This window comes from Acidovorax radicis (assembly GCF_020510705.1).
Taxonomy (GTDB): domain Bacteria; phylum Pseudomonadota; class Gammaproteobacteria; order Burkholderiales; family Burkholderiaceae_C; genus Acidovorax; species Acidovorax radicis_A.
Genome location: NZ_CP075184.1, coordinates 1,646,437 through 1,662,439 on the forward strand (window position 1 = coordinate 1,646,437; position 16,003 = coordinate 1,662,439).

16 protein-coding genes are annotated in these 16,003 nt (G+C 64.2%); 9 read left to right on the plus strand and 7 right to left on the minus strand.

Going from position 1 to position 16,003, the window contains the following annotated elements:
• Positions 1 to 76: 76 nt before the first annotated feature.
• Together KI609_RS07520 and KI609_RS07525 are read right to left on the minus strand one after the other, a co-directional pair.
• Positions 77 to 412 (minus strand): hypothetical protein, encoded by a 336-nt coding sequence (locus KI609_RS07520; RefSeq protein WP_226448675.1) that lies wholly within the window; start codon positions 410 to 412, stop codon positions 77 to 79.
• Positions 413 to 421: 9 nt separating this feature from the next.
• Positions 422 to 676, minus strand: coding sequence for a hypothetical protein (locus KI609_RS07525; protein ID WP_226448677.1), 255 nt, complete (start codon positions 674 to 676; stop codon positions 422 to 424).
• Between the two features lie 82 nt (positions 677 to 758).
• Here KI609_RS07525 and KI609_RS07530 point away from each other — a divergent pair, with 82 nt between their 5' ends.
• From KI609_RS07530 to KI609_RS07550, 5 genes are all read left to right on the plus strand, one after another.
• The gene (locus KI609_RS07530; RefSeq protein WP_226448679.1) at positions 759 to 989 is read left to right on the plus strand and encodes a hypothetical protein; all 231 of its coding nucleotides are present in this window, start codon (positions 759 to 761) and stop codon (positions 987 to 989) included.
• A gap of 47 nt (positions 990 to 1,036) precedes the next feature.
• Positions 1,037 to 1,513: a molybdenum cofactor biosynthesis protein MoaE gene (locus KI609_RS07535; RefSeq protein ID WP_226448681.1), complete on the plus strand. Its 477-nt coding sequence runs from the start codon at positions 1,037 to 1,039 to the stop codon at positions 1,511 to 1,513.
• Positions 1,514 to 1,724: 211 nt separating this feature from the next.
• Positions 1,725 to 4,331 (plus strand): ATP-dependent chaperone ClpB, encoded by a 2,607-nt coding sequence (clpB, locus tag KI609_RS07540; protein ID WP_226448683.1) that lies wholly within the window; start codon positions 1,725 to 1,727, stop codon positions 4,329 to 4,331.
• A 349-nt stretch (positions 4,332 to 4,680) separates the two neighbouring features.
• Positions 4,681 to 5,037, plus strand: coding sequence for a hypothetical protein (locus KI609_RS07545; protein ID WP_226448686.1), 357 nt, complete (start codon positions 4,681 to 4,683; stop codon positions 5,035 to 5,037).
• A gap of 131 nt (positions 5,038 to 5,168) precedes the next feature.
• Positions 5,169 to 6,608 (plus strand): coniferyl aldehyde dehydrogenase, encoded by a 1,440-nt coding sequence (locus tag KI609_RS07550; protein WP_226448688.1) that lies wholly within the window; start codon positions 5,169 to 5,171, stop codon positions 6,606 to 6,608.
• On the opposite strand, the gene KI609_RS07555 is transcribed toward KI609_RS07550, so the two are convergent.
• Both KI609_RS07555 and KI609_RS07560 read right to left on the minus strand, forming a co-directional pair.
• Positions 6,580 to 8,478, minus strand: a complete 1,899-nt coding sequence (locus KI609_RS07555; RefSeq protein WP_226448690.1) for a hybrid sensor histidine kinase/response regulator — start codon at positions 8,476 to 8,478, stop codon at positions 6,580 to 6,582. The two genes, KI609_RS07550 and KI609_RS07555, sit on opposite strands and share 29 nt — an antisense overlap.
• Positions 8,465 to 9,109 (minus strand): response regulator, encoded by a 645-nt coding sequence (locus tag KI609_RS07560; RefSeq protein ID WP_226448692.1) that lies wholly within the window; start codon positions 9,107 to 9,109, stop codon positions 8,465 to 8,467. The genes KI609_RS07555 and KI609_RS07560 overlap by 14 nt, the downstream gene beginning before the upstream one ends.
• 174 nt (positions 9,110 to 9,283) lie before the next feature.
• On the opposite strand from KI609_RS07560, the gene KI609_RS07565 reads away from it, so the two are divergent.
• Positions 9,284 to 9,883, plus strand: a complete 600-nt coding sequence (locus KI609_RS07565; RefSeq protein WP_226448694.1) for a hypothetical protein — start codon at positions 9,284 to 9,286, stop codon at positions 9,881 to 9,883.
• Here KI609_RS07565 and KI609_RS07570 read toward each other — a convergent pair.
• Positions 9,860 to 10,075, minus strand: coding sequence for a hypothetical protein (locus KI609_RS07570; protein ID WP_226448696.1), 216 nt, complete (start codon positions 10,073 to 10,075; stop codon positions 9,860 to 9,862). The two genes, KI609_RS07565 and KI609_RS07570, sit on opposite strands and share 24 nt — an antisense overlap.
• Here KI609_RS07570 and KI609_RS07575 point away from each other — a divergent pair.
• Positions 10,074 to 10,595 carry a GNAT family N-acetyltransferase gene (locus KI609_RS07575; RefSeq protein WP_226448698.1) on the plus strand — a complete coding sequence of 174 codons (522 nt, stop codon included), beginning with the start codon at positions 10,074 to 10,076 and terminating at the stop codon, positions 10,593 to 10,595. The genes KI609_RS07570 and KI609_RS07575 overlap by 2 nt on opposite strands.
• Positions 10,596 to 10,603: 8 nt before the next feature.
• Positions 10,604 to 11,812 carry a methyltransferase gene (locus KI609_RS07580; RefSeq protein WP_226448700.1) on the plus strand — a complete coding sequence of 403 codons (1,209 nt, stop codon included), beginning with the start codon at positions 10,604 to 10,606 and terminating at the stop codon, positions 11,810 to 11,812.
• Between the two features lie 156 nt (positions 11,813 to 11,968).
• Here KI609_RS07580 and KI609_RS07585 read toward each other — a convergent pair whose 3' ends face one another.
• A complete protein-coding gene (locus KI609_RS07585) occupies positions 11,969 to 12,553 on the minus strand; it encodes a hypothetical protein (protein WP_226448702.1) in 585 nt (194 codons plus the stop codon).
• A 221-nt stretch (positions 12,554 to 12,774) separates the two neighbouring features.
• Between KI609_RS07585 and KI609_RS07590 the strand changes: the two genes are divergently transcribed.
• Positions 12,775 to 13,755 (plus strand): tRNA dihydrouridine synthase, encoded by a 981-nt coding sequence (locus tag KI609_RS07590; protein WP_226448704.1) that lies wholly within the window; start codon positions 12,775 to 12,777, stop codon positions 13,753 to 13,755.
• 22 nt (positions 13,756 to 13,777) lie between these two features.
• Here the strand turns inward: KI609_RS07590 and KI609_RS07595 are convergent, their stop codons facing one another.
• Positions 13,778 to 15,706, minus strand: a complete 1,929-nt coding sequence (locus KI609_RS07595) for a phospholipase D family protein (RefSeq protein WP_226448706.1) — start codon at positions 15,704 to 15,706, stop codon at positions 13,778 to 13,780.
• Positions 15,707 to 16,003: the final 297 nt, after the last annotated feature.

Sequence of the window (16,003 nt, forward strand, 5' to 3'; positions counted from 1 at the left end):
TGTTGGTGCGGCCAGCACGGGCGCACACCTTTGAAGGTGCTGATTTGCTGGCAAGGACCGGCAGACTGTTTCTGCATCACGCATCCACGGCGGGCTCTGCCCGTGCGGGCAATTCAGGGCATTGCCACACCAGCAGCTCGGCCAGACGGGTGACGATCCACGTCGCTTCGGCCACCGACACGCCAGATTCGGCCGTGCCCAGCCCTGCATGAATGCGCCGCAGGATCTCAGCCTCCGAGGGCGCCTGCACGTGGTACAGCGTCTGTGCGTGCTCCACCAGGTGGCCTGCCAGGTCTTCGCACAGCTCGTAGCGCGTGCGCACGCCGTTCGCTTTTTCGATGAGGCGCCCTCTGGCGTCGGTGTACACCGCCATGAAGGAGGGCGGCACGTGGATCTGGTTGTCGTCGTCCATGGGGTGGGTTCAGTCGGGTGTGAACAGCCGCTCGAACCTGGCCTGGTCGGAGGCCAACTCGAAGGTCACCACCTGGCCCATTTTCATGTCCGACAGGCGGCAGGCTCCAAACAGCGTTGTTTTGCCCGCCAGCTCCATCACATCCAGGTCAATGATGGCGTAGGGATGGGGCACGAAGACCTGGTGTGCAAAGACATCGCGGACCGTGTTGCGCGGGGACGGATAGAGCTTGTACAGATCGGTTTGAATGGTTTGTGTGGCCATGGGCGTTGAGGGGAGCCTGTTTTAAAAACGCAGTGCGGGTACAGTGCGTGCGAATCGTACAGACAAACCTTTTTACCTATTTATGGCACGAAACAAAAGTGAATGGCCCGCCAAGGTGCTGGCGCTGGTGCGGGGCGGCAACCTGCCCGCCGCCATCGCGCAGATCAAGGTGGCCCCGACCGTTGGTGATGTCACGCGCCTGCAGGCCCTGCTGGCCCAGTTGCCGCCATCTGCCGCGTTAGTGCAGTTGCTCAAGGTGGTGGAGGAAGAGCGCGCATTGCTGGCGGCACCCCGCCTGCACCGGTCGCCGTGATCTCTCGTCCTCTTTTGTTGCCATCTGTCCCTTAGAGAGCCCTTGCCATGACCTTGCCCCACGTTTCCATACAGACCGGGGACTTTGACCTGTCCCGTGAGATCGCCGCCCTGCGCAGTGAAAACAAGGGGGTGGGCGCTGTGTGCAGCTTTGTGGGCACGGTGCGCGACCGCAATGAGGGTGATGCGGTGTCGTCCATGGAGCTGGAGCACTATCCCGGCATGACCGAGAAATCCATCGAAGCGATGGTGGCCGAGACGTTTCGCCGCTTTGATATTTTGGGCGCACGCGTGATCCACCGCGTGGGCTTGCTCCAGCCGCTGGACCAGATCGTCCTGGTGGCCGTGACCAGTGCCCACCGTGGGCAGAGTTTTCAGGCCTGCGAGTTCCTGATGGACTACCTCAAGACCCAGGCGCCTTTCTGGAAGAAAGAAGAAACCCCGCAGGGCGCCCGCTGGGTGGATGCGCGCGTGAGCGACGATGCGGCGCTGGCGCGCTGGGGCATTACGGCAAACAATGCCTGAATGCTCCTGAACTACCTCTGAGGCTGAGATGTTGAGTGAAATGGGCCTCTAGCGCTTGTTCATAAAGCGCGGATAGCTATCAAAAAGGTAGTGATTGAGGGCGGGGCCGCCGAGGTGATTCACTGACGCAAGTCAATCGGCAGGCCGGGGTACTGTCTTGAAATCAGGCACACACTGCCTCAAGTGCTGTGCAATTCGGAGGACATCCATCATGCGTCTCGACAAATTCACCACCAAGTTCCAGGAAGCCCTGAGCGATGCACAGACCATCGCCCTGGGCAATGACCACGCCTACATCGAGCCCGTGCACATGCTTGTGGCCATGCTCAAGCAGGACGATGGCCCCAAGGCGCTGTTGCAGCGCGCGGGTGCCAACGTGCCGGGGCTGCTGGCGGCGGCCGAGGCGGCCGTCAAGCGCCTGCCCCAGGTGCAAGGCAACGACCAGGTGCAAGGCGGCCCCGAGCTGGGCCGCGTGCTGCAGGCTACCGAGAAAGAGGCCATCAAGCGCGGCGACCAGTTCATCGCCAGCGAGCTGTTTTTGCTGGCCGTGATCGACAGCAAGGGCGAGGCGGCAAAAATAGCCAAGGACAACGGCCTCACGCGCAAGAGCCTGGAGGCCGCGATCGAAGCCGTGCGCGGCGGCCAGAAGATGGACAGTGCCGAGGCCGAAGGCCAGCGCGGCGCCTTGGCCAAATACTGCATGGACCTGACCGAGCGCGCCCGCATGGGCAAGCTCGACCCCGTGATCGGCCGCGACGACGAAATCCGCCGCGCCATCCAGGTGCTGCAGCGCCGCACCAAGAACAACCCCGTGCTGATCGGCGAGCCCGGCGTGGGCAAGACCGCCATCGTCGAAGGCCTGGCCCAGCGCATCGTGGCGGGCGAAGTGCCCGAAAGCCTCAAGGGCAAGCGTGTGCTGTCGCTTGACATGGCGGCGCTGCTGGCGGGCGCCAAGTTCCGGGGCGAGTTTGAAGAGCGCCTGAAAAGCGTGCTCAATGAGCTGGCCAAGGACGAAGGCCAGACCATCGTCTTCATCGACGAGCTGCACACCATGGTGGGCGCGGGCAAGGGCGAGGGCGCGATGGACGCGGGCAACATGCTCAAGCCTGCGCTGGCGCGTGGCGAGCTGCACTGCGTGGGCGCGACCACGCTCGACGAGTACCGCAAGTACATCGAAAAAGACGCTGCGCTGGAGCGCCGCTTTCAGAAAATCCTGGTGGGCGAACCTACGGTGGAGGCCACCATCGCCATCCTGCGTGGCCTGCAAGAAAAGTACGAAGTGCACCATGGCGTGGACATTACCGACCCGGCCATCGTGGCCGCGGCCGAGCTGAGCCACCGCTACATCACCGACCGCTTTTTGCCCGACAAGGCGATTGACCTCATTGACGAGGCCGCGTCCAAGATCAAGATCGAGATGGACTCCAAGCCCGAGGTGATGGACAAGCTTGACCGCCGCCTGATCCAGCTGCAGATCGAGCGCGAAGCGGTGCGCCGCGAGAAGGACGAATCCTCGCAGAAGCGCTTTGCGCTCATCGAGGAAGAGATCACCAAGCTGCAAAAGGAAATCGCCGATTACGACGAGATCTGGCAGTCCGAAAAAGCCCAGGCGCAGGGCAGCGCGCATGTGCGCGAGGCCATCGACAAGCTCAAGTTCCAGATCGAAGAATTCACCCGCAAGGGCGACTTCAACAAGGTGGCCGAGCTGCAATACGGCAAGCTGCCCGACCTGGAAAAGCAACTGAAGGAAGCGCAAGCGCAAGAGGCTGGCAAGGACGGCGCGCCCGCCACGCGCCGCCTGCTGCGCACGCAGGTGGGCGCCGAAGAAATCGCCGAGGTGGTGAGCCGCGCCACGGGCATCCCGGTGGCCAAGATGATGCAGGGCGAAAAAGACAAGCTCTTGCAGATGGAGACCAAGCTGCACGAGCGCGTGGTGGGCCAGCAAGAGGCGATTGCCGCGGTGGCCAACGCCATCCGCCGCTCGCGCTCGGGCCTGTCTGACCCCAACCGTCCCACCGGTTCGTTCCTGTTCCTCGGCCCCACGGGCGTGGGCAAGACCGAGCTGTGCAAGGCGCTGGCGGGCTTTTTGTTTGACAGCGAAGACCACCTGATCCGCATCGACATGAGCGAGTTCATGGAAAAGCATAGCGTTGCGCGCTTGATTGGCGCGCCTCCGGGCTATGTTGGCTATGAAGAAGGTGGCTACCTCACTGAGGCTGTGCGCCGCAAGCCCTACAGCGTGCTGCTGCTCGACGAGGTGGAAAAGGCCCACCCCGACGTGTTCAACGTGCTGCTGCAGGTGCTCGACGATGGCCGCCTGACCGACGGCCAGGGTCGCACCGTGGACTTCAAGAACACGGTGATCGTGATGACGAGCAACATCGGCTCGCACCTGATCCAGGCCATGGTGGGACAGGACTCGGACGACATCAAGGAAGCGGTGTGGGGCGAGCTCAAGAACCACTTCCGGCCCGAGTTTTTGAACCGCATTGACGAGACCGTGGTGTTCCACGCACTGGATGCACAGCACATCGCCTCGATCGCCAAGATCCAGCTGCAGTTGCTGCAAACCCGGTTGGCAAAGATGGACTTGGAGTTGCAGGTGTCAGACGCTGCCTTGGCAGAATTGGCCAAGGTGGGGTTTGACCCGGTGTTTGGTGCGCGGCCGCTCAAGCGGGCCATTCAGCAGCGCATCGAGAACCCGCTGTCCAAGCTGTTGCTGGAGGGGCAGTTCCCGCCCAAGAGCGTGATCGCGGTGAGCGTGAACGCGGTGCTGGAGCCGGGGGTGTTCCAGTTCGGCACGCACCCGCAGGGTTAAGAACCTGTTCAATGTCTCTATGCAGTCGCACAAGTGTCTTTTCGGGAGGGGATGCAAGGCGCGGTGCGCAGTGGATAGCCCAGCTATCCACAAGCGCCGCAACGCCGCAGACCGCCCGAAAAGGCACTTGCCCGAAGGGTTGGAGTGAAATCGGGCGATTGGACGCCCCGGCTGCTTGCATGGGCATGAGCCCATGCGGCGCATCCGAAGCATCCACTCATCCCGATTGCGCTCCAATGCGATCTGCAGAAAGACTTTGAACAGGTTCTAGTGCCGGATCACCGGCGGGCATGGCGGCTACGTGGAACCACGTGCGGCCATGCCCGATGTTGTGAATGAGAGGTTTTGTTTGAATGAAATTGTTGCGGGCGTGATTCGCCTGGTGGTGCGTTTGCTCATCGTCGCCATGGGCGTGGTGTTGTTCCTGAGCCTGTTGGCTGCCATGCTGGTGTTTGCCTTGGTGTGGGCCTTGCGTGCGGCCTGGGCGCGCCTCATGGGGCGCCCCGTCACGCCCTGGGTGATGCGCATGGATCCGCGCACGGGCTTCAGCACGGTGTTTCGCTCGCGTGAGCGCTGGTCTGCGTCATGGCGTGGTGCGTCTGCCGCCAGTGACGAGGCCATCGACGAAACGGCCGCCTCGCGCCGTGGTGGTGTGTTGCCGGGAGCCGCCGAAGTCACCGATGTCGAAGCGCGCGATGTGCGCTGAATTTTGGCGCCTGCAATGCGGCAGCGCGGTGTGATGGCTGCCCGCTGGGCGGGCCGGGATCGATGACCTGCGCGGCGATTTACCTGAATTTTTCGTGACGCGCCAGCCTGGGTGTCTTCTATGATCCGACCATGACATCTGCTGAAATTCACGCTCACTTCGACCTTCAACGCCGGGCTAGCCGCGAGCATGTGGATGTGCCGCTGCTGGTGCGTCGCGAGCGCCTGCTGCGCTTGTCCAAGATGCTCGACGAGCATGGCCCTGTGCTGGCGGCCGCCGTGCAGGCCGACTTTGGCATGCGTTCGCCGCGCCTGACCGAGGTGGCTGACTTCTTTGTGCTGCGCACTCTGCTGTCGCACACGCTTGGCCACCTGGCGAAGTGGATGAAGCCTCGGAAGGTGCACACGCCCATCTACCTGCAGCCAGCCCGTGCCTGGATCGAGCGCCAGCCGCTGGGTGTGGTGGGCGTGATCGCTCCGTGGAACTACCCCGTGCAACTGTCTCTGGCGCCGGCCATTACGGCGCTGGCGGCGGGCAATCGCGTGATGCTCAAACCCAGTGAACTCACGCCACACACATCGGCCCAGCTGGCGTTGCTGGTGGCACAGTTTTTTACGCCCGACGAATTTTGTGTGGTGCAGGGTGACGCCAATCTGTCGGCGCTGTTTGCGTCGCTACCGTTTGATCACCTGGTGTTCACCGGCTCCACGGCTGTGGGCCGCAAGGTGGCGCAGGCGGCCGCGCAGCACCTGACGCCCACCACACTGGAGCTGGGGGGGAAATCTCCGTGCATCGTTGACGGCCACTGCGACATGCAGGACGCGGCCCTCAAGATTGCCCATGGCAAGTTGCTCAACGGCGGCCAAACCTGCATTGCCCCCGACTATGTGCTGTTGCCTCGGGGGCGGGAGGGCGAGTTTGCGCAGGCTTACAAGGCGGCCGTTGCGCGCCTGTTTCCCACCATCGAAGGCAATGGCGACTACGCCTCCATCATCACGCCGCGCCACCACGCACGGCTGCGCACCATGTTGCAACAGGCGCAGACTCTGGGCGCCGAGGTTCACACCATCGACCCCGCAGAAGGCAAGCCGGTGGTGAATACCGTGGGCATGCTGGGCGATGGTGTCAGCCGCCAGATGTTGCCAACGCTGGTGTTCGGTGCAACGTCGTCCATGCAGCTCATGCAAGAGGAGATTTTTGGCCCCATCCTGCCCGTGATCTCCTATGAGCGGCTGGACGATGCCATTGCCCACATCAATGCTGGGCCCCGCCCGCTGGCGCTGTACTGGTTTGGCCAGAGCGAAGCCGTGCGCGACGATGTGTTGCGCCGCACCGTGAGCGGTGGCGTGACGGTGAACGACACGCTGATGCACATTGCGCACGACAACCTGCCGTTTGGTGGGGTGGGTGACAGCGGTTGGGGTGCCTACCACGGCGAGCAGGGGTTTCTGCGGTTTTGCCACCAGAAGTCGGTGCTGGTGCAGTCGCGCTGGTCCATGGGCTCGGTGTTCTACCCGCCTTATGGCGCCCGGTTCGACCAGGTCATGGGCCTTCTTCGGCGCTGGATCTGACGCGGGGCGGCGAATGCTCCTCAGTGGCTGCAGGGGTCGCATGATCCGGCAATTCGCCTGCCAGCGGCTGCTGCAGCGGCTGTAGCGGCTGCGTGATGATCTGCACCATGGCATCGCGCAACTGGGCCGTAGAGACCGGTTTGTGCAGCAGCATGGCCGAGGTGGACTGGGCATCCCGCAGGCGCTGCGGTGAGGTGTCGCCGGTCAGGATGATCGCGGGCACTGGCGCCCCCAGGTAGGCGCGCAGCGCCTGCAATACCTGTTTGCCGGTTTCTTCATGGCGCAGCCGAAAGTCCGTGATGATGAGGTCGGGGGTGATGTCGTCGAGCATGTCCAGCACCTCGAGCGCGTCGGCGCTCGATTGTGCTGTCAGGCATTCGCAGCCCCAACTTTGCAGCAGCGTCCTCATGCCCAGGCGCACAGCCTCGTCGTCGTCGATGGCCAGCACCGTGAGGCCGCGCAGGCAACTGGCGTTGAGTGCGGGCGCGGCATCGTCCTCCAGCGCTCCCTGCCAGCGGTCCAGCCACAACCGAAACACGGAGCCCTGGCCTGGCCGCGAGCGCAGTTCCACCGATGTTTTCATCTCGCGCACCAGGCGGTCCACGATAGCCAGGCCCAGTCCCAGCCCTTTGCGGCGGTCGCGCTCGGGGTTGCCGAGCTGGTGGAACTCGTGAAAGATGTCTTCCCACTGGTGTTCCGGAATGCCTGCACCCGTGTCCCACACCTCCAGCGCCAGCCGCCGCCCGCGGGTGCGGCATGCAATGAGCACCCCTCCCCGTGTGGTGTAGCGCAAGGCGTTGGAGATGAAGTTGTGCATGACCAGATCGACCAGCGAGCGGTCGGCAAATGCCGCTGCCGATGTCTCACGGGTGCGATACACCAGCCCTGCGGCGTCGGCCTGCACGCCAAACTCCTGCTCCAGCGCCGTGAGCAGCGGTTGCACCGCAAAGGCCTCAGGCCGCACCTTCACCACCCCCGCCTCGAGTCGTGAGTAGTCGAGCAAGGTGGTCAGCATCTCGGCGGCGGCGCCTGAAGCCGCATGGGCGTGTCGCAGCACCGTCTGCTGGTGGTCGTTGAGTGGGCTGCGCTGCAGCGACTCCAGAAACAGGCCCATGGCATGCAGGGGTTGGCGTAAATCGTGGCTGGCCGCAGCCAGAAAGCGGGACTTGTCTCTGTCTGCCTTCTCTGCCGCTGCCTGGGCTTCCAGGGCGCGCTGGGATTCGGCGCGCAGCCGGTTGACCAGGCGCTCGTTTTCAAGCTTGAGCGCAATGCTGCGCCGGGTGGCTCGGTCGGCGGTGCGCGCCTGCAGGCAGGTCAGGATGTAATACACCCCCGTCAAAAGCAGGGCGGGCAACACCACAGGGCCACCGGCCAGCGCCACGGCGGTCATCACACCGCCGATGGCGCAGGTGAGGTAAATGAGATAGGCCCGGTACAGCGGCGCCCCCAGCCCCAGGGCGCCCGACGACACCGTGCTGATAATGCCAATGGCATAGATCACGCTGTCTGGAGTGCCCCAGTACAGCACCAGATACCCCAGGCTTCCCCAGCTCAGCCCCATGGCAGCCATGCAGCCGATGAGCTTGTTCGCCGCTCGCGGGGCTGGGTCGGTGAAGGGCGCAATGCCACGCAGCGTGACATACACACCGGCCACCACCAGCGCATGTACCGCCAGCCACACGGCTGTTGCCTGGTTGTTGGCCACCCCGGACATCACCCACAAGGTGGCTGCGGCCGTGGCCAGCGATGCCAGCAGCGTCATCGGAAAGTTCTGCCGCAAGAGCGCGATCTGCTCGCGCAGCACTTCGTCGCGCTCCCAGGCGGGCCAGCCCCAGCGCAGGGGCGGCGAGCTGGCGTCAGAGGGGGTCATGGGCCGGGGGGGTAGACAGGCCCAGCCGCTGCGCCGCCAGCAAGGCAGCACTGCGGCTGTTGACGCCCAGTTGCGCGAAGATGGCTGCAACATGCACACGCACCGTGTTCTCGCTCAGGCCCATGTCGCGCGCGATCACCTTGTTGGGCTTGCCGGTGCACAAGAGCGTGAGCACATCCAGTTGCCGGGCCGTCAGCGATGGCGTGTCGGGCCCGCGTGAGGCGCCACTGTGGGCGCCATGGCCGCTGTTCAGCGGAAAACACGGCTCGCCCGACAGGGCGCAGGAGATGACATGAAGGATGTCTTCGGCGTTGGCGGATTTGGGTAAGAAACCATCGGCACCGCATGCCCTTGCCTCATGAATGGCATCGGGCGCCACGCTGGCCGAGACCAGCACGATGCGGGCTTTGGGGCACGCATGGCGCAACAGGTGCAGGCCATCGAGGCCGCTCATGCCGGGCATCTGAATGTCGAGCAGTATGAGGTCGGTATCGGCCTGCCGCAGTGCGCAGGCCTCGGCAATCGAGCCCGCCTCGGCAATGGCGCCAACCCGAGGGTGGTCTTGCACGATAAGGCGCAACCCGGTGCGAAACAGGGTGTGATCGTCCACGAGCAAAAGGCGGGAATTCATGTGCCAAGTATTGCGCACAACGCTGGCGTGTGGGGGTGTGGCGGGGTAGTCCATTTGTGCGATGGACGCCTGTGAGTGCATTTTCTAGACTTTCCGTCAAGCATTGAAAAGCACGCGGCGTGCACCGCAATGCGCTCGCCTTCTTTTTCGAACTCCGTTGCCAAAGGGACTTCCATGACAACCAGCACACGGCCTGACGGCTCTGTATCCTCCGGCGGTATTGATCGCCACCATAGCCTGCAGCCCGCTCTCGATTCGCGGGTGGCCCCCGGCGAAGATGGCTTGGCCCTGGGGGGCAATACGCTGGCGCGCATCGTGGAGGAAAACTGCCCAGACATGCAGGTTGCTGCGGGGGTGGTCATTGAGCACCTGGATGCCCAGGCGGGTGCGTGGGAGTTTTCGACCGACCAGGGGCAAAGCTGGCGCGCCGTCCGCACCGATCTGATCAACCGCGCTGGCAATATGGGCCTGGCACTCGATCGCGATGCGCGTTTGCGTGTGCTGCCCTTTGGGGGGCACCGCGTGACCGGTGCCCGTGTGGCGTTTCACACCGTGCAGCGCAGCCATGGGCAGGGCAACGGCAGCTACCGCGCCTATGCGGACGAAGAGCGTGATGGCGGCTCTCGCACCGTCACGCTGGTGCTCAGCCTTTCCTCCATCAATGGTGTCCCGCCCGCCGTCTATGTGCCACGCCCGCGCAACAAGCGGGCGATGGCACAGCGTGCCGCGTCGACGGCCCGGGCTTCCATTTCAGGCGCTTTGGCGCTTTCGTGAACGGGGTGTTTTGGCGGGGTGGATGAAGGAGTGGTGAGCGTAAAACAGGACCGTTGAGTCGGTCATGAAACCAGCGGATGGCAACGGCGGACCAAGGGCCAGGTAACCACCGGTTAACAGCGAAAAACGGTTTGCGGCGACAATGCCGGTCTTTTCGTATTTCCACTCTCTGTTTTCGTTCGATTTTTCCATGTCCAGTATCCAGGTTCGTCCCGCCACGCTTCGTGATGCCAAAGCCATTGCCCAAATCCACACCTTCTCTGCCCAAGAGGCATACAAGGGATTGGTGCCCGACGAGCAATTGAAATCCATGTCGGTCGAAAAGCGCCAGGCTTACTGGCGCGAGGCCATTGAATATTGTGAGCCGCAGGTCCAGGTCGCCGTGGACGGCGAGAAGATCGTCGGTTTTGTCGGTTACGACCGCTCGCGCGATGAAAAGTCCCGCCCCACCACGGGTGAAATCTGGGCCATTTATGCCGCCCCCACCCACTGGAATCAAGGCGTTGGCCTGGCGCTGTGGGACGCCGCCCGCGACGGTCTGCACGAAGAAGGTTGCACCAACGTCACTGCGTGGGTGCCTTTGCGCAATGAACGTGCGCTGCGCTTCCATGAACTCGCAGGTTTCAAGCGCGAACTCGCCACGGCCAAAACCGCCGTGGTGGGTGGCGTGAAGATTGAAGAAGTGCGCCTGAAGCGCCCCATCAACGCATAAGGCACACGATGATCGAATGGAGCCGCCAGGGCCAGATTCAACAAGCCCAATGGCGCTCCGAAAGCAGCGCCCCGGCTCCGCGCCGGGTTGTCACAGCCGACGACACCTTGGCCGCCGATACGGCGTACCGCATGGCCTGCGAGGGCACCGGCCTCTTGTGGCAAGGGGATTTTCAAAACGCCCGCATGCTGCTGCAGGCCCTGATGCGGCGCACGGATGCCAAACAAGCGAAGTCTGCTAAACCAGGCAAACCCAGCAAACCCAGCAAACCCAGCAAACCCAGCAAGGCCGCCGCCAAAGCGGCTGAGAAGCTTGCTGCGGCCACGCCGGCCGAGGCGTTTCACCTGCATCGCCAGGCGCAGTCGCAACGCGCACGCGTGCTGGCCTCGGTGCTGATCCCTTTGGAGGGCGACTACAGCATTGGGCTGCGCCGTGCGCCCGATTGGCGCCAGGCCTGCACCGAAGCCTGGGGGCCTGCCACCGGCGAGCGCACCGTGGCCACGCTGCGTGAGTTGCTGGGCGTGGTGGGCGCGCACGAATGGCGCAAAAAAGGTGTGGAAGTGCCTGCGCTGGGCGCTCCGCCGCGCAACCGCATTCATCCGCACTACGGCGTTTTTTCGCCTGTGCGTGGCGAATATGTAGACCTGGTGGCCACTACAGCGCTGCCTGGCAAGGTGCCGGCGCTGGCGTTTGACATTGGTGTGGGCTCGGGGGTTTTGTCTGCCGTGCTGGTGCGCCGAGGTGTGCAACGGGTGGTGGCCACCGACCAGGACCCCCGGGCCCTGGCTTGTGCACAAGAAAACCTGGAACGCCTGGGCGTTTTGCCCCAGGTCGAATTGCGGTCGGCCGATCTGTTTCCGCCGGGCCGTGCACCATTGGTCGTGTGCAACCCGCCCTGGTTGCCTGCCCGCCCGAGTTCGCCCATTGAACATGCGGTGTATGACGAGGACAGCCGCATGTTGCGCGGTTTTTTGACGGGTCTGGCCGAACACCTGGAGCCTGCAGGCGAGGGCTGGCTGATTCTGTCGGATCTGGCCGAGCACCTGGGCCTGCGCCCGCGTGATCAATTGTTGGGCTGGATAGCAGAGGCGGGCCTGGTGGTGCGTGGCCGGCATGACGTCAAGCCGGGCCACGCCAAGGCGGCAGATGATGCGGACCCTCTGCACGCCGCGCGCGCGGCAGAGGTCACATCGCTGTGGCGGTTGGCCGCCGCCTGATCTGTCCATCGACGCGGGGGCTGGGGTCGCAAGTCCAAGGTCTCCGTGGCAAGGTGAGGCGAAATCACGCGGTGGGGAGGGCATTTGCCGCGCCGCCGCGCAGCCGCTTGGGCTTCCTCGGGTGGGGCTTCCCTCGGGAGATTGATGCCCCTGTGGTCAGTGCAGCTCGGCCGGGGCCGTGGGAGCGAATCTTTCGCGCGCATGGGCGGAGACCGGTGGCAAAAGTTCTTCCAACCGTTGGCGCAGGCTGGCCGCGCGGTCGGCCCCTGCCGCGATGGCCACTTCCTCCAGCATGGCGTCGCCCACATCCAGCATGCTTTCGCGGTCTTTGGCTGCGCGCAAGGCTTCGCGAAAATGCTGCGCCAGCACGGGGTCGCGGCGCACAAACAACCGCTCGCAGGTGTCAAACAGGTACATGCGTGCCCCCGCCAGCGAGCGCAGGGCTTCGGCGGATTCTGGCTTTGGCGATGAGGCGGCCACTTGTGCCCCGGACGGATAGGCCAGCGCATCGCCCTGCAGTGTGGCCCGCCCGCCCGCCTGGGGCAGCTCTGACGGCCCGGTGAGATACCCCTGGCGCATGAGGTTGTCCACGATTTGCGCCCCGATGCCGTTGTACATCGCCTGCAGGTCGCTCAATGGCTTGCCGTCGACCAGCAGGAGCAGTGATCGTTCGCGCAAACTCAGCGTGCGCACGCCGGGCATGAGTTCCAGGCGGGCTTTTTCGGTCTTTTGCAGCAGCATGGGGGTCTCTCCGGTCGGATGAATGCCTGCGATTGCAGCAAACCGTCATGACGCGGTGATGACCCCGTTGCCGCACAATACGCGACGATCCACCGGTTTGGTGTGCATGATGCTCTGTTTTTTATAGCTGCTTGCGCTTGTTAAATAAGCGCTACAGCCTGTTTTCATCCTATTTTTGCGGCATGGCTGTGCCTGGTGCCGCAGGCCGAAAATCCCTCGTAATGACCCTGCTGCTTGCCCCCATGGAGGGGCTTCTGGATTTTGTGTTGCGCGACGTGTTGACCCGCGTGGGCGGTGTGGACCGCTGTGTCTCGGAGTTCATCCGCATCACTGGCACGCTGTTGCCTGACAAGGTGTTTCTGCGCTATGTGCCTGAGCTGCGCAACGGCAGCCGCACGTTGTCGGGGGTGCCGGTGCGTGCGCAGCTGCTGGGCTCTGACCCGGTGAGCATGGCGGAGAACGCGGCGTGCCTTGCGGCGTTGGGCCCTGAGGGGATCGATCTGAACTTTGGCTGCCCTGCCAAGGTGGTCAACCGGCACGGCGGCGGGGCCGCATTGCTGCAAGAGCCCGAGCGCATCTTGGCCGTGGTGGGCGCGGTCCGCCGTGCCGTACCTGCGCAGGTGCCGGTGTCTGCCAAGATGCGTCTGGGCTTTAACGACACGGGGCTGATGCGCGAATGTGCCCAGGCCATGCAGACGGGCGGGGCGGGGGAGATCGTGGTGCATGCACGCACCAAGGCAGATGGCTATCGGCCGCCCGCCTATTGGGAGCACATCCCGGCCATTCGTGCAGCCGTCACGGTCCCCGTGGTGGCCAATGGCGAGATATGGACGGTGGCCGATGCCCTGCGGTGCCGTGAGGTGTCGGGCTGCGATGCCCTCATGCTGGGCCGTGGCATGGTGGCAGACCCGGGGCTTGCCCGCGCGATCCGCGCTGCCGATGCCGGTCGCCCGGGTGGCGATGCCGTGGAGTGGGCTGATCTGACCGAACACCTGGCCGCGTTCTGGCAATTGGTGTGCGCTGACCTGGAGTCAGGCCAACGGGCAGGGCGCCTCAAGCAATGGCTCAACCTGCTGCGCCGCCGCTTTACCGAGGCCGAGGTGGCTTTTCAGCAGGTGCGCACCCTGACGGACCAGCGCGCCATTTCGGTCTGGGTGGCGGCGTTGCAGGCCGGTGCAGGGGCGAAGCGTCCCCAGCCATAGACACCAACGGCGTGGGCCCGGGCTACAACAGGTGATCAGGCGCCAACGGGCCCAGCAGTTTCAACATCAGGCGCAAAGGGGCACTGGCATCGGGCTCGGTGGTGGCGTCGGCCAGCCCGCTGCCTTGCGGCGCGCGCCACAACAGGCCGTTGTCCGTCTGCTCCACATGCCAGGCGGCGTCGCGCAGCGCTACGTCGATCTGGGTGGTGGCCTGGCGAGACAGCTCGGTGCTGCGGATGAGCAAGGCGACCTCTGTGTTCTGGCGTTGCGAACGCACGTCCAGGTTCATCGACCCAATGGCCAGCAAGCGGCCGTCCATGATCAGCACCTTGGAGTGCAGCATGGCGCGTGAGCTGCCGGTTGAACTGCCCGTAGAGCCGCCGGCTCCATCCATTCCGCCCGCGCCGGAGCTGCCCGTGGAGCCCAACGCCCCGCGCAGCACACTGGTGATTTCGCCCCGCATTTCATACAGATCCACACCCAGCGCCAGCAGTTTGGGGCGGTGCCGCGCGTAACCTGCGTGGGCGATGGGCGCGTCGTTGGATGCCAGCGAGTTGGTAAGCACCCGCACGCGCACACCGCGGGCACGGGCATCGGCAAACGCCTTTTCCATGTCGGGCCCTGGCACAAAGTAGGGCGAGATGATCAGCAGATCACGTCGCGCCTGGCCCATGAGTTGCAACAGCCCATCAACGACCGTGTCGGTCTGGGCCTCGGGTAGGGCGGTTTCAGTGCTGGTGCTGGTGCCCGGCGGGGCGTCAGATGGGGCCGCGACCATTGCGGTGGGGGCGGTGGCGGGTATGCGCCCCTTGTCCTCTGCACCGGTTGTCGGTGGCTTGGTGGTCGAGCGTTTATTTGTTGCCACGCCCCCTTGCGCAGTGGCTGCCAATGGGGTGGATCGGGCGGGCGGCCTTTCAGGCAAGGTGGCCACCGACGCGCCATCCGGGGGGATCTTGGCGGGCTGGTCCACCAGCACCGCGGCGGGCGCCCATACGAACGCCGCTTGCTGCAGATCCATGGGTTCGGAGTTCCAGATGCGCGCGCGCTGGGCGGCCGTTGGGCTCTGGCTGTCGCTCGCGGGTGTTGCAATGGCCGCCTCTGCGCTGCCATCTTGTCTGCGGCTGCGTTCCTGTTGCGCAGCGTCGTTGGCACGAATGCGGTTGCGAAGCTGGCTCAGTTCATCGCGGGTGATGAGCGATTGCACGGGGTAGGCGCGTTCGTTGTTCCAGTAGCTGTCAAAGCTGTGCGAGAGGTCTTGAACGACAGGTCCGGCGGCCAACACGTCAAGGTCTACAAAGTTGCCTGAGTCGGAGTTGCCAAAATAGGCGTCACCCAGATTGCGGCCACCCGTGACACCCATGGCGTTGTCTGCAATAAACAGCTTGTTGTGCATGCGCTGCTGCACGCGCGAGAAGTCGCCCAGCGCGCTCAACATGCGGCCAATGGATGACCCGCGTGCACCCGCCACGGGGTTGAACATGCGCATCTCGATATTGGGCACAAACGCCAGCCGCATCACCTGCGCATCGCGCCCGGTGCTGTGAAAATCATCCAGCAGAACGCGCACGCGCACCCCGCGTCGCGCTGCGGCCACCACACGCAGAAGCAAGCGCTCTGTGCTGGCATCGGCATGGATGGCGTAGTACTGCAGATCCAGCGTTTTTTGCGCCGCATCCACCAAAGCCAGCCGGCTGCTATAGGCTGCCTGGGGGCCGCTCAGCAAGAGAAAGCCCGAGGGGTAGCGCCCGCCAGCGGCCGCTCTGCGCGCATCCACCAACTGCCCCAGTGCAGTCTCGCCCGGTGTTGAGATGGCTGTTGACACCGGTCGTGCCACATCCTTGGGTAACCCGCTGCATCCCACGAGAAAGAGGGGCACCAGCAAAGCGGCAGCGACGCACCAACAGGGGAACGAGCCGTATTTCGTCAAAAGAAGTGAGCGCAGGGGTGACATGGCGCGATGGTGATCCTGAAGGTTTGCCTGCGTGCTGCGCCAGAAAGCGGGGTCACGTGTGCCTCACTTTCTGGCGATTGATCGTTGGTTGCGTACCCAGGTATACCGCAGCAAACCTTCAGTGGTCGTCAGACGAAACGCCAAGATGCTGAAATGCTGGCGCTGTTCATCTGCGAGTGCCCCCCGGTGTCCATTGCGGGGCCGGCGCATGGCCGGCTGCTGGCTTGGCCCCTACGCTTGCTATGGGAGCGTCACATCACCCGCAGCCGTATTTCTCAAAAAGCTGAGACCCCATTG